The 18,185-nt window shown below is 51.2% G+C and carries 22 protein-coding genes, 1 tRNA gene and 1 pseudogene; 4 read left to right on the top strand and 20 right to left on the bottom strand.

Annotated features, from left to right (window positions below):
* Positions 1-47: 47 nt before the first annotated feature.
* From PEH01S_RS27485 to rpsF, 11 genes are all read right to left on the bottom strand, one after another.
* Entirely contained in the window at positions 48-1,331 is a 1,284-nt protein-coding gene (locus PEH01S_RS27485) for an adenylosuccinate synthase (protein ID WP_025849861.1), read from the bottom strand.
* Positions 1,332-1,608: 277 nt separating this feature from the next.
* Complete coding sequence (gene dnaB, locus PEH01S_RS27480; protein WP_025849860.1) at positions 1,609-2,967, bottom strand: replicative DNA helicase; 1,359 nt, start codon at positions 2,965-2,967, stop codon at positions 1,609-1,611.
* A 117-nt stretch (positions 2,968-3,084) separates the two neighbouring features.
* Positions 3,085-3,528, bottom strand: coding sequence for a 50S ribosomal protein L9 (rplI, locus tag PEH01S_RS27475; protein ID WP_025849859.1), 444 nt, complete (start codon positions 3,526-3,528; stop codon positions 3,085-3,087).
* Complete coding sequence (locus PEH01S_RS27470) at positions 3,525-5,486, bottom strand: DHH family phosphoesterase (protein WP_127489296.1); 1,962 nt, start codon at positions 5,484-5,486, stop codon at positions 3,525-3,527. Before PEH01S_RS27470 ends, rplI begins: the two co-directional genes overlap by 4 nt.
* Before the next feature lie 28 nt (positions 5,487-5,514).
* Positions 5,515-6,441 (bottom strand): DUF2232 domain-containing protein, encoded by a 927-nt coding sequence (locus PEH01S_RS27465; protein WP_127489294.1) that lies wholly within the window; start codon positions 6,439-6,441, stop codon positions 5,515-5,517.
* Between the two features lie 5 nt (positions 6,442-6,446).
* Positions 6,447-6,758 (bottom strand): MazG-like family protein, encoded by a 312-nt coding sequence (locus tag PEH01S_RS27460; RefSeq protein WP_010501566.1) that lies wholly within the window; start codon positions 6,756-6,758, stop codon positions 6,447-6,449.
* 48 nt (positions 6,759-6,806) lie between these two features.
* Positions 6,807-7,223, bottom strand: a complete 417-nt coding sequence (locus tag PEH01S_RS27455; RefSeq protein ID WP_025849856.1) for a CBS domain-containing protein — start codon at positions 7,221-7,223, stop codon at positions 6,807-6,809.
* 148 nt (positions 7,224-7,371) lie between these two features.
* A complete protein-coding gene (locus PEH01S_RS27450; RefSeq protein WP_127489300.1) occupies positions 7,372-9,084 on the bottom strand; it encodes a DUF4091 domain-containing protein in 1,713 nt (570 codons plus the stop codon).
* 101 nt (positions 9,085-9,185) lie between these two features.
* On the bottom strand, positions 9,186-9,467 hold the full coding sequence (gene rpsR / locus PEH01S_RS27445; RefSeq protein ID WP_010501571.1) for a 30S ribosomal protein S18: 282 nt from the start codon (positions 9,465-9,467) through the stop codon (positions 9,186-9,188).
* A 44-nt stretch (positions 9,468-9,511) separates the two neighbouring features.
* A complete protein-coding gene (gene ssb / locus PEH01S_RS27440) occupies positions 9,512-9,991 on the bottom strand; it encodes a single-stranded DNA-binding protein (protein ID WP_025849854.1) in 480 nt (159 codons plus the stop codon).
* Positions 9,992-10,073: 82 nt separating this feature from the next.
* On the bottom strand, positions 10,074-10,358 hold the full coding sequence (rpsF, locus tag PEH01S_RS27435) for a 30S ribosomal protein S6 (protein ID WP_025849853.1): 285 nt from the start codon (positions 10,356-10,358) through the stop codon (positions 10,074-10,076).
* Positions 10,359-10,598: 240 nt separating this feature from the next.
* On the opposite strand from rpsF, the gene PEH01S_RS27430 reads away from it, so the two are divergent.
* Positions 10,599-10,781, top strand: coding sequence for a YjzC family protein (locus PEH01S_RS27430; protein WP_025849852.1), 183 nt, complete (start codon positions 10,599-10,601; stop codon positions 10,779-10,781).
* Positions 10,782-10,855: 74 nt separating this feature from the next.
* Positions 10,856-11,110 (top strand): hypothetical protein, encoded by a 255-nt coding sequence (locus PEH01S_RS27425; RefSeq protein WP_127489292.1) that lies wholly within the window; start codon positions 10,856-10,858, stop codon positions 11,108-11,110.
* 181 nt (positions 11,111-11,291) lie between these two features.
* Here the strand turns inward: PEH01S_RS27425 and PEH01S_RS27420 are convergent, their stop codons facing one another.
* Positions 11,292-11,618, bottom strand: a complete 327-nt coding sequence (locus tag PEH01S_RS27420) for a hypothetical protein (protein ID WP_025849850.1) — start codon at positions 11,616-11,618, stop codon at positions 11,292-11,294.
* A 182-nt stretch (positions 11,619-11,800) separates the two neighbouring features.
* On the opposite strand from PEH01S_RS27420, the pseudogene PEH01S_RS27415 reads away from it, so the two are divergent.
* Positions 11,801-12,025: pseudogene (locus tag PEH01S_RS27415) on the top strand (helix-turn-helix domain-containing protein); the annotation flags it as partial.
* A gap of 118 nt (positions 12,026-12,143) precedes the next feature.
* On the opposite strand, the gene PEH01S_RS27410 reads toward PEH01S_RS27415, so the two are convergent.
* The 4 genes from PEH01S_RS27410 to PEH01S_RS27395 all read right to left on the bottom strand — a co-directional run bounded on the left by PEH01S_RS27410 (position 12,144) and on the right by PEH01S_RS27395 (position 13,699).
* Positions 12,144-12,234 (bottom strand) — tRNA-Ser (locus PEH01S_RS27410).
* A gap of 74 nt (positions 12,235-12,308) precedes the next feature.
* Entirely contained in the window at positions 12,309-12,542 is a 234-nt protein-coding gene (locus PEH01S_RS27405) for a DUF951 domain-containing protein (RefSeq protein WP_025849849.1), read from the bottom strand.
* Positions 12,542-13,441 carry a mechanosensitive ion channel family protein gene (locus tag PEH01S_RS27400; protein ID WP_025849848.1) on the bottom strand — a complete coding sequence of 300 codons (900 nt, stop codon included), beginning with the start codon at positions 13,439-13,441 and terminating at the stop codon, positions 12,542-12,544. The genes PEH01S_RS27405 and PEH01S_RS27400 overlap by 1 nt, the downstream gene beginning before the upstream one ends.
* 15 nt (positions 13,442-13,456) lie before the next feature.
* Positions 13,457-13,699 carry a DUF3343 domain-containing protein gene (locus PEH01S_RS27395; protein WP_025849847.1) on the bottom strand — a complete coding sequence of 81 codons (243 nt, stop codon included), beginning with the start codon at positions 13,697-13,699 and terminating at the stop codon, positions 13,457-13,459.
* Positions 13,700-13,827: 128 nt separating this feature from the next.
* On the opposite strand from PEH01S_RS27395, the gene yyaC reads away from it, so the two are divergent.
* Positions 13,828-14,442 (top strand): spore protease YyaC, encoded by a 615-nt coding sequence (gene yyaC / locus PEH01S_RS27390; protein WP_127489290.1) that lies wholly within the window; start codon positions 13,828-13,830, stop codon positions 14,440-14,442.
* On the opposite strand, the gene PEH01S_RS27385 is transcribed toward yyaC, so the two are convergent.
* The 4 genes from PEH01S_RS27385 to PEH01S_RS27370 all read right to left on the bottom strand — a co-directional run bounded on the left by PEH01S_RS27385 (position 14,417) and on the right by PEH01S_RS27370 (position 17,805).
* Positions 14,417-14,911 (bottom strand): DUF4446 family protein, encoded by a 495-nt coding sequence (locus tag PEH01S_RS27385; RefSeq protein WP_025849845.1) that lies wholly within the window; start codon positions 14,909-14,911, stop codon positions 14,417-14,419. The genes yyaC and PEH01S_RS27385 overlap by 26 nt on opposite strands.
* 20 nt (positions 14,912-14,931) lie before the next feature.
* Positions 14,932-16,086 (bottom strand): aminotransferase class V-fold PLP-dependent enzyme, encoded by a 1,155-nt coding sequence (locus PEH01S_RS27380; RefSeq protein WP_127489288.1) that lies wholly within the window; start codon positions 16,084-16,086, stop codon positions 14,932-14,934.
* Positions 16,087-16,189: 103 nt separating this feature from the next.
* A complete protein-coding gene (locus PEH01S_RS27375) occupies positions 16,190-17,050 on the bottom strand; it encodes a ParB/RepB/Spo0J family partition protein (RefSeq protein WP_025849843.1) in 861 nt (286 codons plus the stop codon).
* Entirely contained in the window at positions 17,047-17,805 is a 759-nt protein-coding gene (locus tag PEH01S_RS27370; RefSeq protein ID WP_025849842.1) for a ParA family protein, read from the bottom strand. The genes PEH01S_RS27375 and PEH01S_RS27370 overlap by 4 nt, the downstream gene beginning before the upstream one ends.
* Positions 17,806-18,185: the final 380 nt, after the last annotated feature.

Below are 18,185 nucleotides of genomic sequence, written 5' to 3'. Positions count from 1 at the left end.
CCGTGAGTCAAGAACGGCCCGAGGGGTTTTCTATTTCCAATTCCAAATTAATAAATCGGCTTCACCAGATTCGTCTGCTCGCGGTTGCGGCCAACCGAGAAGATGGCGATCGGAATGCCCGTCAGCTCGGACACGCGCTCGACGTAACGTCTGGCGTTCTCTGGCAGATCCTCAAGCTTGCGGACGCCCGACAAGTCTTCGCTCCAGCCAGGAAGCTCCTCGTATACCGGCTTGCACTCGGCCAGCATTTTCAGGCTTGCCGGGTAATGGCTGATCGTTTCGCCGCGGTACGTGTACGCGGTGCAGATTTTGACCGTTTCCAGGCCGGCGAGCACGTCGAGCGAGTTCAAGGACAACCCCGTGATGCCGCTGACCCGGCGGGCGTGGCGGACGACGACACTGTCGAACCAGCCGACGCGGCGCGGTCTGCCGGTCACCGTGCCGTACTCGTTGCCCCGCTCGCGAATCCAGTCGCCGGTTTCGTTCATCAGCTCGGTTGGGAACGGACCGTCGCCTACGCGCGTCGTATACGATTTGGCCACGCCGATGATTTGCTGAATTTTCGAAGGACCGACACCCGAGCCGATGCAAACGCCACCCGCCGAAGGGTTCGACGAAGTAACGAACGGGTACGTGCCTTGGTCGATGTCGAGCATGACGCCCTGCGCCCCTTCGAACAGCACCTTCTTGCCGGCGTCGATCAGGTCGTTCAAGACCACCGACGTATCGGTGACGTAAGGACGAAGCTGCTCGGCGTATCCGAGGTACTCCTGAATGATCGAGTCAGCGTCGATTCCTTTGGAGCCGTACACTTGCTCGATCAGCGTGTTCTTCTCGGCGACGAGCCGGCGCACTTTGCTCTCGAATTCTTCCGCATCCATCAGATCGGCGATCCGGATGCCGTTCCGTGCCGCTTTGTCCATGTAGCAAGGGCCGATCCCTTTGCGGGTCGTGCCGATTTTATTTTCGCCTTTGCGCTCTTCTTCCAGACCGTCGAGCAGCAGATGATAAGGCATGATGACATGCGCGCGGTCGCTGATGCGCAGGTTTTTCGTCGAAAAGCCGTTCTCGTGAATATAGCGGATTTCTTCAAGCAACGCACCCGGATTAATGACCATCCCGTTGCCGATGACGCATACTTTATCTTCATAAAAAATGCCGGAAGGAATCATCGTCAGCTTATACTTTTTATCGTTAATGAGAATGGTGTGTCCGGCGTTGTTCCCGCCCTGATAGCGAGCGACAACCTCTGCGGACTCTGCCAGAAAGTCGGTAATCTTTCCTTTTCCTTCGTCTCCCCATTGGGTTCCGACAACCACTACCGTTGACATCTTCACTACCCCCGTGAGGTGGGAAACCACCTAATATTAGCCTTTACGGTGCAACGCACCATGACTAGTTTAGCAGTAGACTAAAGCAAAGTCAATAAAAACGAACAATTATAATCCATCGCCCAGCATTGTTCGGAAAACATTCACCACACCCATCCTAACGCAAAAAAAACGGCACCTGCGGGTATTCTACCGCAGGTTGCCGTCCTTTATGCTATCTTAAACCAATTTCCGCAAAAAAATGTTCCCCGTGCAACAAATCGTACCGGGGCTACGGTTAACGCGCCATCGCCATCTCCTGATGCGACCGGTCGAGATTGACGAATTTGTTGTAGTTTTTAAGAAACGCCAGCTCCACCGTCCCCACCGGACCGTTCCGCTGCTTGGCGATAATGATCTCGATGATGTTCTTTTTCTCCGATTCCTTGTCGTAGTAGTCGTCACGGTACAGGAACGCCACGATATCGGCGTCCTGCTCGATCGAACCGGATTCCCGAAGGTCGGACATCATCGGCCGCTTGTCCTGCCGCTGCTCTACGCCCCGGCTGAGCTGCGACAGCGCAATGACCGGCACGTCCAGCTCACGCGCGATTTGCTTCAGCGTACGCGAAATTTCCGAAACTTCCTGCTGCCGGTTATCGCCCTTGCCGCGGCCGTGAATCAGCTGCAGGTAGTCGATCAGAATCATACCGAGGCCTTTCTCCTTCTTCAGCCTCCGGCACTTCGCGCGAATGTCCGCCACCGTGACGGACGGCGAATCGTCGATGTAGATATTCGCCTCCGACAGCGATCCGATCGCCATCGTCAGCTTTTCCCAATCGTCCGGCTCCAGAAAGCCCGTCCGCATCCGGCCGGCGTCCACATTCGCCTCGGCGCAGATCATCCGCTGCACGAGCTGGGCCGCGCCCATCTCGAGACTGAAGATGGCTACGGTTTCCTTTTCCCGTACCCCGACGTTCTGCGCGATATTCAGGGCGAAGGCCGTTTTCCCTACCGAGGGACGCGCCGCTACAATAATGAGGTCTGAACGTTGGAACCCGGACGTCATCTTGTCGAGATCGGCAAAGCCGGAGCGGACTCCCGTCGTACTCCCCTTCTGGTTGAAAAGGAACTCGACCTTGTCGAAAACCTCCATCAGCACGTCTTTGATGGCAATGAACCCGGAGCCCGAACGCGCTTGCGAAATCTCCATAATCCGCTGCTCGGCGTCGCTGAGCAGCGTTCCCACTTCGTCCTCGCCGGAATAGCCGTTCGTGACGATCTGGGTCGCGGCGCGGATCAGGCGGCGGAGCATCGACTTCTCTTCCACGATCTGCGCGTAGTAATCGACGTTGGCCGCCGTCGGCACCGCATTGGCCAGCTCCGACAAATAGCTGATGCCGCCGACTTCCTCCAGCTGCTTCTTATCCTGCAGCCGGGCCGTCAGCGTGATCAAATCGACCGGCTCGTTCGCCTCCGCAATTTCGATCATCGCTTCGAAGATGCGCTGGTGCGAGCCGCGGTAGAAGTCGTCGCTCGTGACCCGCTCCATCGCCGTGACCAGCGCGTCGCCGTCAAGCAAAATAGCGCCGAGCACCGCCTGCTCGGCTTCCAAATTTTGCGGAGGGATGCGATCCATAAACAAACTCTCGTTCATCCGTTATCCTCCCCACTGGATATTGCCCTATAACGACGCAGGAGCCGGCTGCCTTTCACCGCCCGCTCCTGCACTGTCATTTCCCCAAAAAAACGTATCATCATCGGACCAGCCGATCTATTCTTCCACCACGTGAACCTTCAGCTTGCTGGTTACTTCCGGATGCAGCTTGACGACCACCTCGGTCACCCCGAGCGTGCGGATCGGCTCGTCCATCACGATTTTGCGTTTATCCAGCTTAATCCCCTGCTTCTCCAGCGCTTCCGCTACCTGCTTGTTCGATACGGCCCCGAACAAGCGGCCGTCCGCTCCGGATTTTGCTTTCAGCTGAACCGTCAGCTCGCCGAGCTTCTTGCCGAGCTCCTGCGCGTCCGCTTTCTCCTGCGCTTTTTTACGATCCTCGGCCTTCTTCTGCTGCTCCAGTGTCTTCATCGCCGAATCGCTGGCCGGCGCGGCCAGCTGCTGTTTAAATAAGAAATTCGTCGCGTAGCCTTCGGAAACCTCTTTCACTTCGCCTTTCTTTCCTTGGCCTTTGACGTCCTTCAAGAAAATGACTTTCATTCGAACAACCCCTCCTCCGCATGAATCTCGCTAAGTATTTGCTTTAACCGCTGCGTAGCCTCCGCAAGCGTACCTTCCAATTGCGTAGCCGCATTGGTCAAATGGCCGCCGCCGCCCATCCGTTCCATCACGACCTGGACGTTCATCTGGCCAAGCGACCGTGCGCTGATGCCGATCAGACCGTCCGGCCGTTCGCTGATGACGAACGACGCCATAATTCCTGTCATAGTTAACAATGTATCAGCAACTTGGGCAATGAGCAACTGTGAATATTTACGTCCCGGCTCGTTCACCGCAAGCGCAATATGGTCGAAGATCACGACGGCGTTCTTGATTACGTCCGCCTTCTGAATGTAATGCTCCAGATCTTCCTTGAGCAGCCGCTGGATCAATGAGGAATCGGCCCCGCTCCGCCTCAGGAATGACGCGGCTTCGAACGTCCGCGCGCCCGTACGCAGGCTAAAGCTTCTCGTATCGACCACGATGCCGGCCAGCAGCGCCGTCGCCTCCAGCACGCCCATCGTCAGCCGCTCGTGGAAATATTGCAGCAGCTCCGTCACCAGCTCACAGGTGGACGAAGCGTAAGGCTCCATATAGACGAGCGTGGCATCGTGGATGAAGTCCTCGCTGCGTCGGTGATGGTCAACCACCACTTTGCGCGGCGTGAGCTGCAGCAGCCGCGGCTCCGGCGTCATCGAGGCCCGATGCGTATCGACAATGACCGCTAGCGTGCGCGAATTCGTAATCTGCATCGCCTGATCCGGCGTAATAAACCACCGGTTCAGCTTCTCGTCCTCGTAGACCGTCTCCATCAGCTTCTGGATGGACGGATTGACCCCTTCCAGCACGATGTAGCCTTCCTTGTTGCTGATATGCGCCATCTTGAGCACCCCGATGGCCGCGCCGATCGCATCCATATCCGGTATCCGGTGCCCCATGATGACGACCTTATCGCAATCCTTGATCAAGTCCCGCAGCGCATGGGAAATGACCCGGGCCCGCACCCGCGTGCGCTTCTCGATCGCGTTTGTCCGGCCACCGTAGAACGATAGCCGCTCCCCGACCTTCACCGCCGCCTGATCGCCGCCGCGCCCGAGCGCCATATCCAAGCTCGTCTGCGCCCAGTGACCGAGCTCGGTGAGCGACGACGTGCCGGAGGCGATACCGATACTGAGCGTCATCGGCAGCTTGTTCTCGATCGTGATGTCCCGCACCTCGTCGAGAATTTCAAAGCGCGACTGCTCGAGCGCCTTCAGCCCTTTTTGGTCCATCATGACTAAATAACGGTCCGACGCCGTCCGGCGCAGATACATTTGATGCTTCTGCGCCCATTCGGTGATCTCGCCCGTCACTTTAGCCATCATGATGCTGCGCGTCTGGTCGTCCAGCCCCTGCGTCGCCTCGTCAAGATTGTCCATCATGACGAGGCCGACCGCCAGCTTCTCTTCCTCATAGCGGAGCTGCAGCGATTTCAGCGCAGTGATATCGGTAAAATAAAGCAGCCGCTCATCCGGGCGGACCTGCACTTCATAAATCTGCTTGTCAATCGTCATCTCGAGCTTAAGCTCTTTGTCCTTGCGGGTTTTGAGCACGGGAAACATCTCGTTGACCGACTCGCCGATCAGCGAATCTTTCCCCAGCATTTTCGCGACAAACGGGTTATGCCATTCGATGATCTTATCCTCGTTATACAGGAGAATCCCCAGCGGAAGCTCGTGGATGACTTCGCTCCCCGCCCGCTTGACCCGATGGGACAGCGTGCTGACGTATTCGTTCAATTCCTTACGGAACGCCTGTTCCGCCTGCAAGGTATAGTACCCCAGAATGCCGCACAGAACCAGCGCGATCACGCTGATGATCCACGAGTACAAGAACAGAATCAGGATCAGCACCGTGAGCAGCGCAAACATCCATACGATATGCATTCCGTGCCAACGCTTCAACAGGAACTTCGGCATTTCATTCGCTCCTAATCCCTAATATAAGTCATTTGCTGGTCATACGGTCGCGGATCGGAAAAGCTACGTCGAAAACGCCCAGCAAGCTGAACATAAAGTAAGCCGGCGGGAAGAACAGCAGAAGAAGAATGCCCACAATCGGCAGCGTTTTGTTCCATCGTTTCACATGTGCCACGTAAAATAAAAAAGCTATCGCCTGAACCGCAAACGCCGCCATCAGCAGCGGAAGCAGGTTGAGAAGCACGGTGAAGATCATCGATCTCGAGTCCTTCACGAACATCTCCAGGATAAGTGCAAGCAGATACAGCCACACGAACGATTTGGGCAGCATCCAATCCTTAATCGGTTTAAACGCCGGAATCGACTCGCCCGAGCGTACCAGCACCTTGCGCGCCAGCCAGTGCGAGATGACGACGTAGAACAGCGAAAAGCCGATCATATACAGCGGCAGCATCTGTACCATGAGCTGCACAAAAGTGTCCATATCGATGGCCATGATGCTCTGCACCTGGGGCGGCAGCGTCTGCACGCTTTCCATCATAAACCGCTTCATGCTGCCGACCGGATTCAGGCCGAACATGGAGCAGACGACGAGAGTGAGCAGCAGCTCGCCAAGCAAGGTAAGCGTCCCTGCTGTAATCACCGTTCGCGCCGCGGCACGCTTTTTGTACAGATTGCCCATCTGAATGACCGGCGGCAGGAAAAAGACCGACACCGAAACGAGCAGCGCCCCGAGCCATCCGGCCAGCAGCGAGGCGACGAAATACACGACAGCCAAGCTAACGATGTAATGAACCAAAAACCGGCGGGTTCCGAGCTTCACATACATGATCAGCACCGGCACTATCAGCAGAGCGGCCGTAATCAAGCTCAGCAGCGGCAAAAAGATCGATAAAAGCAAAAAGATATACGCAATGCTCCACCCGAGCATACGCGGTTTTTGGGTTCCTTCCAAGCAGTTCACCTCTTACGCAAATGATCTTCCACAGCGGATATGTCGCCATACCACTCTTCCAGTTGATGTCCTTCTTCGCGGTGCTTTTTCATTTTATCCAATACCGCCTCATCCAAACTGCGCGAAGAGATGCCAAGCCGTCGTCCCAGGATATAGCAGCAGGCGATAAGGCTGGACAGCCCGTCAACGATTTTGGCATGGCTGCCTTCCCACATGCCCTTCAGCAGATGAGCCAGCTGATCGACCAGTTCGGTTTTTAGCCATTCGATAATTTTGGCCCGCTTAGCCAAATCGACATCACGATCCAGATTGGACATGGCTGCTTCTCCCCTTACCAAGACGCTTTCGTTAATTATAACACATTTTTACACCTTTTGTTCCGACTGCCACAGCTTGAAGCAATAATCGATGATTTCGCGGCGGCGGATAATGCCGATGAACACCTCGTTGTCGTCGAGCACCGGCACGAAGTTCTGGTTGGTGGCCAGCGTGATCAGATCCTGCATCTGCTGGTTAATTCGCACCGGATTGATCGTCATATGCTGAGGCACGTCCTTGAGCTGCACCTTATGCGCATTCTCGAAGCCGATCTCCGGCGAATGCTTCAGCTTCCAGAGCAAGTCCCCTTCCGTAATCGTCCCGACATACTTGCCGTGATCGTCCACGAGCGGAACGGCCGAATACCGGTGATATTCCATGCGCTCCAGCGCTTGACGCATCGTATGATGAGGGGATAAATAAATGACATCGTCCTTCGGGACAAGGAAAAATGCAATATTCAACGGATCTCCCTACTTTCCTCTTACTAGACCCCCGAGGCCGGGTGGCCCTCCCTTCCATCATATCATGATACGAGCCCCGAAGAAAAATCATACCGGACGCGCCGGGATAAGCAAAAACCACAAGCCTTAAGCCTGTGGTTGGAGCCGTTTACATGTGGAGCCGGTCGTAATCCTGCGGATTGAAGCTGTATAATTGCTCTGCCGTTTTTCCCGAACCGGGGCATAATTCCGCCGGATGATCGAACTTGAAAACGCGCTCCAGCGCCTGTTCCACGAGCCCCTCAAGCCCGCTTCGCTTGAGCAGCTGCATGTATTCGAAATCCCGGATTCCCCGCTGCAGCCATTTGTAGCGAAGCGACAGCAGCGGCCGGCCCATTTTGCCCGGATAGACGAAGTTCGTGTCCCCCGCCTTCCACAGCGAAGGCCGGTAAGACAGTTTTTCGAGCGGATCGTCCGGCCACACCGTATAATTCCACCGCAAAAAGCCGTCCATCCGCAGCCTTTCCGCCAACCAAGGAATAACCCTCGATTCGATCGCCGGCGAGCTGATAAACGTATTCGGCTTGTCCGGCACGCAGCAGACGTAATACAGCATCCGCCCTTTCGCCTCCGACCGCACCTGCATCAGCTGCTCGAACTCGCCCGCCGCGCAGTCCAGAATCGGCACATAATCGACGATGCCTTGAATCCCTTTGCGAATAAATTCGCTTTGATGAATCGCCGCCTTGTATTGGAACGAAGGAGCCATCTCCCGAAGACACGCCATCCGTTTAGCGAACAACTCGAAATCCTCCGGCTCGTCGGCCACGACCCGAACCCGATCGATCCAACCCTTATCGATAAAATGCCGTTCCAGCGCCTGCACATAAGCCGCAAGATCATTTTTATCGCGGATGAACTTGTAGCTTCCCGCAGCTTCGTCGTAATATCGAACACGGATGGCATCGGGATAGTCTTGCACAATACTTCCGAAGCCTTCCTCCTCATGCTCCCAGACGTTGATCAGGCCGAAAATCTCCAGTTCCTCGCGAATGCCGTGCTTCTCTCCAAGCTCGACATACCGGTCCAGCCGGGAAAAATCATACGCGAACTCGCCGGAGCGGCGCTTCACGACGGGCACGATGCTGTATTCGTTCAAATCCGACGGTTCCGCGTCGATGAACGTGCGCTGGCCGCACCACGGCTCCTCGGATACGATCAGCGTCAGCGCTTTTTGCCCGAGCTGGCCTAAGCTGTGCAGATAGGAGTCCAGGATCGCAAAATGCTCCTCGGACCAGTACGCGACGTTATACTTCCGGGCAATATTGCAGTTATGCTGCCACAGGTCCAAGTAAAACGAATAATCCTGCGGCTTCGGCAGCACGCGGTCACCGATCGTCAAGCTGAACGTCAGCTCCTGCTCCAGCAACTCGTCCTCGAACATCGCATGCGCATAAAATTTCACCTTCCCGCCGTACGTTCCGGCCGCGGCCGACTCACCCGCATGCAGCTCGATCCAAATCGGTTGAATTTTCCGCTTCTGCACATAGACATGCCGGTCCTCCAGCAGCACATCGGACTTGAGCGTCCGGTCGTCGTCTTCGATTAAGCCGATCAACTTGACCTCTACCTCACATGGCGCGTCGGTCTCCACCTCGCAGCGTACGATCTTGATCGGGCCGCTTTTGCCTAATAGGGCATCTCCGCCTACGGTCAGCAGGAAGTCGTCACGGTCTGAGCTGACCAGCGCCTGAAACGCAGCGCTATCGCGCTTCTGACAGCGAAGATCGATATGGGAAGCCGCCGCATCCTTCGCCCCTTGGCTCCACCAATTTGCCGACCATACGTATTTGTAGAACATGTTTTGCAGGCCATAATGCATCAAGATTTATCGCCCTCCGGATCAGATTAGGCATGCAGGATGAGTAGAACGATATAGAAAAAGACAGTCGGCATGATGCCAGCTGTCTTTTTCCAATCTTTCTATTCCGTTGTATAAGGCAGCAGTGCTACTTGACGCGCGCGTTTGATCGCAACGGTCAGCATACGCTGATATTTAGCGGAAGTACCTGTCACACGACGAGGAAGAATCTTGCCGCGCTCGCTGATGAACTTCTTGAGCGTCTCGATATCTTTGTAGTCGATGTGCGTAATTTTGTTAACCGTGAAGTAGCACACTTTCCGGCGCTTGCCGCCTTTTTTGCCGCGACCGCCGAACTTTCTTTCGCCGCGCTCTTCCGGATTACGTCTCTCTCTTTGTTCCACTTGTTTTCAGTCCTTTCTACGTAGATTGTTCTTCCGCTCTATCGCTAGAACGGCAAATCATCATCGGAAATGTCGATCGGTCTGCCGTCATCCTGGAAAGGATCCTGTTGTTCGCGTCCTCCGCCGTAGCTTCCGCGGTTCCCGCCGCCACTGTTGCCACCGCCGCCGCTCATGCCCATACCGCTGTCGTCGCGGTTTGCGCTGTTTGCAGATTCCAAGAAACGCACATTGTCCGCAATGACCTCCGTCACATAGACGCGACGGCCTTCATTGTTGTCATAGTTACGCACTTGAATACGGCCTTCGACTGCAGCCAAACGCCCTTTGCGAAGGTAGTTTGCGCAAGTCTCCGCAAGCTGGCGCCAAGTTACGACCGGAATAAAATCCGCTTCCCGCTGCCCTTGGTTGCTTGTGAAGGGGCGGTCTACCGCAAGCGTAAACTGGGTTACAGCTACACCCGCCGGCGTATAACGTAATTCGGGATCACGTGTCAGCCTTCCGATCAGAATTACACGATTCAACATCCGCATTCCCTCCCGGATCGTTGCAACGGCCGCATCGTCTGACGATGCTCGTTGTCAACAAACTCAATTACGGCACGAAGCCTTAAGCTACGTCTCTAACGATCAGGTAACGAATGATTTCGTCGGAAATCTTCATTACGCGGTCAAGCTCGCTAACGACTTCATTATTTGCGTTGAATTGTACCAACACATAATGACCGTCACGCAGCTTGTTGATCTCATACGCAAGACGGCGCTTACCCATCAGGTCGTGTTTCGTAATTTCGCCACCGTTGTTGATGATGTTTTGGAACTTCTCCACCGTAGCCTGAACAGCTTCCTGTTCCAGGTCAGGACGGATGATGTACATCACTTCGTATTTGCGCATGTTGCCACCTCCTTTTGGACTAACGGCCCCCGAGTCGGCTTGTACCGTCAGGAGCAAGGAGCGAGAATCGATAATATCCAAACTCGCACCATAATACTATAGCAAAATCGAGCACTCAACGCAAGCAAAATCCGTGCACGGTGCCCTTTTTATGCGGTGTTCTGGCAATTATTAGCCCGCATGCTTCCAAAGCCTTATGGAAAATCTAACATTACATTTAAGCACAGGAGGTGGCTTGGTGTGGGTGAATGGACTGAATTCCGTCCGGGAGACAAAGCACCGAACGACGGAGAATATAGGGAAGTCGGCGAGAATGACTTTCACATGGGCATTAACAACCCGAAGATCGTCAGATTAAACAAGGGAGATATTTTCCCGGAAACAACGAATCATAACCGCAAGTGGAAGCTGTTTCGGGGCTGACCCCTGCTCGCTCCCTTCCAAGCCATCGGCAGGGAGCCTGCTTCCTTGGAACATGGACAAAGGAGGCGCCAAAGATGCGCTATAAATATACGAAAATATTGACCGTAGTGGGCATTGTGCTGTGCTTTATCCATTATATCGGACACGAATACGATCCGGTGTATCTTCTCTTCTATTCGCTTAGCGTGCCCGCCTGGTTTTACCCGATCTTCACCTACACCGATATCAATCCTTGGCCGCTTTATTTGCTTACCGTTCTTTCGTGGACGATCATCGGTTACGCCGTTGACCGCTTCTCCGTCTACCGACGGACGAAGGATGGGAAATGAATCCCTAAGCCAGCCAGAAGATTAAGTATCCTAACAATATACGATATAAAAGATTAAAGGAACCCTTTTGAGTTGGTTCCTTTTATTATGCGCCTAATGTCTTTTTTCATCTTCTTTTATCGACGTTTTCTATCTTGTTCCTTTAGCCACTCATATGGGCAAATCGCTTCCCTTATATTCCTTATTTAACGTTAATTTTCATAGTATCAAATTTGAGATCATCCATATGGTGAATGACATGAAAATTTAAAAGCCGGTATGCACTCATACCGATCAGCCTCTCATGCAAATCATAAATGGTTACCTCGCCGCGGGTCGTTTCCCCTAATTGCATGGATACCTGACTTTCAACATAAACCCGTTCGTTTTGCGTCCGGACAGCTATCGTGTAGTGAATGGTGCCTTCATGAATATAAAACGCGTGCGATCCATCCGGAGTTAAATAAGCGTCAACTAATTCAAATTCGTTTTCCCCTTGCTCAATCACCATTTTAATCCGTTTGAACAATGATCCCTATTCCTCCTCTACTAAAAAGCCGTTGCTTTACAACTTGTGACCATCGGTTTATGCGTAGTATATGGAGTAACAACATTTGGAGTTATTAAGCTGAAATGATAATAAATTGGTAATAACGTCAAGCGTTATGTTTATGCTAGACTTAACTATTAGGAGCGTTCAAGCTTGCAGATTTATTGGATCAACGTCAAATGACAATGTACCAACTCAGTAAGAAAACAGGGATTCGTCCCAATACACTTAGTCAATGGGTTAACAATGGCAAACTACGAGCAGAGGATAGGCACGTTAAAGCTATAAGCGTTGAGGTACTTAATTTAATGTGCGAAGCATTGGGTTGCACACCCGGAGACCTGCTTGAATATATACCCGATGATGAATACGCAAAATCCCCGTAACAGTGACATAAAGTCCTGAATACGGGGATTACTCTTATGTACTAGAAAGTTGTTATAGCCTTATCACTTTCGCAGAAACAAAAAAACGACCCTGCGGTCGTCTCGCTTTTATATGTTATGGCGGAAAGAGTGGGATTCGAACCCACGCACGGCTTGCGCCGCCTAGCTGATTTCGAGTCAGCCCCCTTGGGCCTCTTGGGTACCTTTCCGCATTAAAGGGACAAGAAATATAATAGCATATACACCTGCATCTATGCAAGTGCTTTTTAATATTTACCAGCCGTCAAGCTTCTCCCTGTTCGGTTGCCGCAGAATCTTCCGTTGGCTCGGCGGAACGGAGCACTTTTTTCAGCTTGCTCTCGAATTTGGATCGGGGAACGAGCACGCTGTGCTTGCACCCGACACACTTGATGCGAATGTCCATCCCCATCCGGATGATCTCCATCTCGTTCGTCCCGCAGGGATGGGGCTTCTTCATCTGTACGACATCGCCCAACTGATACTGCTTCTTTTCCATCACGATTCCGCCTTTTCCGTTCTATGATAAGTGATCATCCGTGGATAAGGAATTTGAATCCCGTTGGCCTCGAAGGCTTTCTTGATCTCCGCATTCAGCTTCCTTGCTACCCCGAACTGCTGGTTCGGCTTACACTCCGCCGTAATCCGCAGCGTAATTTCCGTTGCTCCCATCATATGAATCCCGAGCACTTCAGGCTCTTTGACCATATCTACACTTGTATCATAAAATGTTTTGACGGTATCCTCAAGAATTTTCATCGCAAAATCAATATCCGTTTCATACGTTACCGAGACATCAATGACGGCAAGCGAGTTATTAATGGAAAAGTTGGTAACCTGCGCGATTGTCCCGTTCGGAATGATGTGCACTTCCCCTGTCCAGCTCTTCACCCGGGTTACCCGCAGGCCGATTTCTTCGACTGTTCCTTTGTAATTGCCTACTTGAATAACGTCACCTACTGCAAACTGGTCTTCAAAAATAATGAAAAATCCGGTAATGACGTCCTTTACCAAGCTTTGAGCCCCGAAACCGATCGCCAGCCCAACGACCCCGGCGCCAGCCAAGACCGGTCCGAGATTCACTTGAAACTGGCTCAAAATCATCAAAATCATAATAAAGTTAACAACGTAAGTAATAATATTTCCCACGAGCTTGCCTATCGTTTTCGAACGCCTTGCGTCGAACTTGATCGGTCCTTTGTCCCGCGCCATGATCATATGCTGCAGCGCTTTCTCCGCAACCTTAATGATCACTCTTCCCGCGATATAAATCAATACGATTTTAATGACAGTGAACAACAATCCTGTCCACAATTCCGGATTGGATACATAGTTGATCAGCTTTTCTTGAAATTGTCCCCATGTGGATAACCCGTTTTTCTCCAGCATTTCATTCATTTATGATCTCCCACCTTACAACTCTATGTTAACATAATGCCCGTCCTCTTTCATATAGAGCCCGTGGATATCTACCCGTTCTTCTTTGATAATACGCTTAACCTCCAGAAGATCGGCCTCCTGAAATTCCAGGGATAACGCGCATCCTGCCGTAATTTCTTTGGGGGTAGGACACATATCGTTTTCGATATCCGCATAATCGAGGAGCATCTCCGCCCTCAAAGCTTGCTGTGTTGAATCGAAAGCCATGAGCAGCACCCTTCCCACCCCCTTTCTATTTTTTTCTTTCCCGCGTATATTTCGTTCCTAGCAACCGTATACTAGTAACAACCCATTTTCTGGCGTTTCCGATTGTCACTCTACCCTTTTCCGCAGGAGGCGTTCCTATGAAACTGCCCTTTCAGAGAGATGTTCACAAACCTAAAGCCAGCGAAACCTTGAAAATTATGCACTCCGAAGCGAACAGCATCGACCTGCTTTCGGATAAGCTAAGCGCTGTTTTGCGAACGATTCCTGTCCATCAACCCATCGTTATCATTTGCGTAGGCACGGACCGATCGACAGGCGACGCACTCGGGCCGCTGGTCGGGAGTCAGCTTCAGAAGCAAGGCATTAAGGGCCTCCATTTATATGGTACATTGGAGCATCCGGTTCACGCCATGAATTTAAACGAAACCTTATTAACAATTCAACAGCATTTCAACGATCCTTTCGTCATCGCGATCGATGCTTGTTTAGGCCAGTTGACCAGCGTTGGCTACATTCAAGTAGGCGATGGTCCGGTCAAACCGGGTGCGGGCGTTAACAAAGAGCTGCCTCCCGTCGGTCATATGCACGTTACCGGTATTGTAAACGTAGGCGGGTTTATGGAGTATTTTGTCCTGCAAAACACCCGGTTGAGCTTGGTTATGAGCATGGCCGAAGTCATTGCCAAGTCGTTTCAAACCGCCTTCAGCGGCAAGCACCAATGGTCTTCTACCTCTTTGGTACGGATCGACTAATCGCTTCCTTCTCTTCAGGGGATAAAGCATACTTGGACTGCCCATGCTCAACTGGTTTCGCATACACATACGTTTCATCGCGACCATGAATGCCCGAAAGAACCACGCCTGTCAGCTGTTCGTCCAAGATTGCTACGGAAAAGCTCAGATCGCTTCCCGTTTCCGAAAAAGCATTGTACCGGTGTATGCCGATATGCGATTTCATCGTAGACATGTCCTTGCGTATCGCTTGAATTTCCTGTTCGTTTCGATTGTCGTTTTCCAGTAAAAGGTTCCCCTTCTCCTGCAGTTCGATTAGGATCTGTTCAACATTCAAGCTCCCGGTCCCGTTCAGCATGCTTTTATAATTTCGGCGGAGCTTATTTAATTTCACCCATAATACGATAACAAGAATTAAAAACAATAAAGAGATAGCCGCTGTAACGAGCAACAGCACCTCCACGGGCATTTCCAGTACAACATCCCCCACGCTAAAAGCCTCCTGCTCTCCTATTTAAAATGCTTGGCTATTTCTCGAACCGCATAGAGCAGTTGATCCGTCTCCTCTTCCGTAGTAAAGCAGCCGACACTCGCTCTTACGGCTCCGCGTTCCAATGTGCCGACCATCTCGTGAGCAAGCGGCGTACAATGGAAGCCGGCCCGAACGGCAATATGAAACGATTGATCCAGGATGAAAGCGACTTCGGACGAATCGGCGCCGGCGATGGTAAAGGCAACAATTCCTGTTTTATTTTGCCCGATTTGCGGTCCTAAAATGGTCACCCCATCAATTTCCATCAACCCATTCATGATCCTCTGGGTAAGCTTCCATTCTCTCTCATGAATTTGCTCTACCGTTTGCTTGTGTATGTATCTCACGCCTTCCACAAGTCCGGCAACGCCTACCGTATTTTGCGTTCCGGCTTCATACCGGTCCGGACGAACGTCAGGCTGTTCCGCAGCTTCGGATTGACTTCCGGTACCTCCGTGCAGCAGCGGCTCCAGATCGATCTCAGGATCGATATACAACCCGCCCGTCCCTTGCGGCCCGAGTAAGCCCTTGTGTCCTGGAAAAGCAAGCATGTGAATACCCAGCTTCTGCACATCGACCTCCATCGTCCCGGCCGTTTGTGCCGCATCGACCAGCAGCTTAATCTGATGGTCTCTGCACAGCTGTCCCAATTCCTCAACCGGCATAATACTGCCCAGCAGATTGGAGCTGTGCGTACTAACGATCAAGCTTGTTTTCGATATGATTTCGCGACGCACATCGTCCAGACTTAACCGGCCCTGCTCATCGGTTTTCACATACGTAACTTGGACATTTTTCGTTCTCTTCAAATATTCCAAGGGTCTTCTTACGGAATTGTGCTCAACGGCCGTACAAAGAATGTGATCCCCTTCTTTGACGAACCCTTTAATGGCCAGATTTAAGGCAAATGTCGTATTCGGAGCATACGCGATATCGTTAGGGTTTTTGATATTGAAAAGCTTCGCCAGTTGCTTCCGTCCTTCAAACAATACACGACTCGCTTTGACGGCCAGTTCATGACTGCCTCTCCCCGGATTGGCAGCATACTGCTCCATGCAATCATGCATTGCTTTCAACACTTCGGGCGGCTTCGGCCAGGAGGATGCCGCATGATCCAAGTAGATGACTGACATTTTTTTCACCTCTACTGTCAATTCAGATCCGTTACATAAATATAGCATACCTAGTTTAACCTGTACTTATCAGGCATGACCCGGGTATGCTATACCATCATCATTAGGAAGTTTTCCCTTGGAGCAGCTCCAACAGACGATCCAAATCATCTTTTGAATAATACAATAACTCGATTTTTCCTTTGTTATTGCTGTGTTTGATTTTCACCGTCGTCCGGTACATTTCTCTCAAGCTTTCTTCCAATTGATTAATGTACGGGTCTTTACGCTTCGGTTTAAGCTTCATCTTTTTCGAATCCGCTTTTTCTTCCAGCTTCTTTACTTCCTCTTCAAGCTCGCGAACACTCCACTGCTCTTTAATCGCGGTATCGGCTAAAGCTTTAATCACCTTTTTATCCTTCAAGCCTACGATTGCTTTAGCATGTCCCATCGACAATGTTCCACGTGAAACATATTGTTTAACTTCTTCCGGAAGCTGCAGGAGGCGAAGAAAGTTTGCAATGTGCGAACGGCTCTTCCCTACCTTTAAGGACAGCTCTTCCTGTGTCAGCTTGAATTGGTCGATCAGTGCTTGATAAGCTATCGCAATTTCCAAGGCATTCAAATCTTCGCGCTGGACATTTTCGATTAACGCAATTTCCATAACCTGTTGATCACTGAACTTTTTTACGACTGCAGGTATCGTCGCTTTTCCGCAAACTTGCGAAGCGCGGAACCTCCGTTCACCGGCAATAATTTCAAATCCTTTAAGCACACTGCGCACGATGATCGGTTGAATAACACCATGCTCTTTAATCGAATCGGCCAGTTCCTGAATCGTCTCGTCGTTGAAATTGCGTCTAGGCTGATATGGGTTTGGCCGAAGCTGCGCCAATGGAATTTCTACTACTTTGTCGTCTTCGTTAATGCTCAATGCAGGCAACAGTGCATCCAGTCCTTTACCTAATCCGATTTTTTTGCTCAAAGTGCGATCACTTCCTTTGCCAACTCCAAATATACCTCTGCCCCTTTCGATCTTGGATCATACGTAATGATCGGTTGACCGTGGCTGGGCGCCTCGCTTAATCTAATGTTTCTTGGTATAATTGTCTGATATACCTTCTGTTGGAAGTACTTTTTCACTTCCTCAATCACCTGCATGCCCAGGTTCGTTCTCGCATCGAACATGGTCAACAGCACGCCTTCAATTTGCAGCGTCGTATTAAGATGCTTTTGGACCAACCGAACCGTGTTAAGCAATTGGCTGAGTCCTTCCAAAGCATAATATTCGCATTGAATGGGAATAATTACAGAATCGGCAGCCGTTAACGAATTGACGGTCAATATTCCCAGGGATGGCGGGCAATCGATTAAAATATAATCGAACATATGTTTGACAAGCTGTAGTGATTTTTTCAAACGCACTTCCCTGGAAATGGTCGGCACAAGCTCAATTTCCGCACCTGCCAATTGAATCGTAGCCGGTATGATTTTCAAATTTTCCAAGGCCGTGTCGACCATAGCTTCATTCGGATGGACATCGTTAATAAGAACGTCGTAAATACAATGAACGACATCTGCTTTATTAATACCGAGCCCGCTTGTCGTATTTCCTTGCGGATCGATATCGACAAGAAGCACTTTTTTTCCCAAAGATGCCAATGATGCGCCTAAGTTGACGGATGTCGTTGTTTTGCCAACCCCACCCTTCTGGTTGGTTATGGCGATGATTTTAGCCAAAATCTTTTCACCTCAAATAATAAAAACTAGAGTAGATACGATACTTTCGAGGAGTCGAATAAAAGACATAGCAATAGCGACAGTAGCGAAAAAAAAGAATCATTGGAGAGCTTCATTCCCTCCCCAATGATCGGTTGGTAAGAAAAGCTTCAAAAACAGAAGCCTTTTCGAGGAAAATACGTTCGTGCCTCAGTCAAAGCTTTTCTAGTGAAGAGAGAATGCCGTATCAAACCCAAACATTCCCATCCCGACAGAAAAACTCAAATTGAAGTCATGTCAAAGATGCCTGTACCCATACACCCATCAAAATCAACTACGGACCATAAAAGGGGATTGTCTAGTATCAGAAATTCACAGATGCAATAGCTAGAATATGTATT

This window comes from Paenibacillus ehimensis NBRC 15659, assembly GCF_004000785.1.
Taxonomy (GTDB): domain Bacteria; phylum Bacillota; class Bacilli; order Paenibacillales; family NBRC-103111; genus Paenibacillus_G; species Paenibacillus_G ehimensis.
This window is presented reverse-complemented; position numbering and strand designations above follow the sequence as displayed.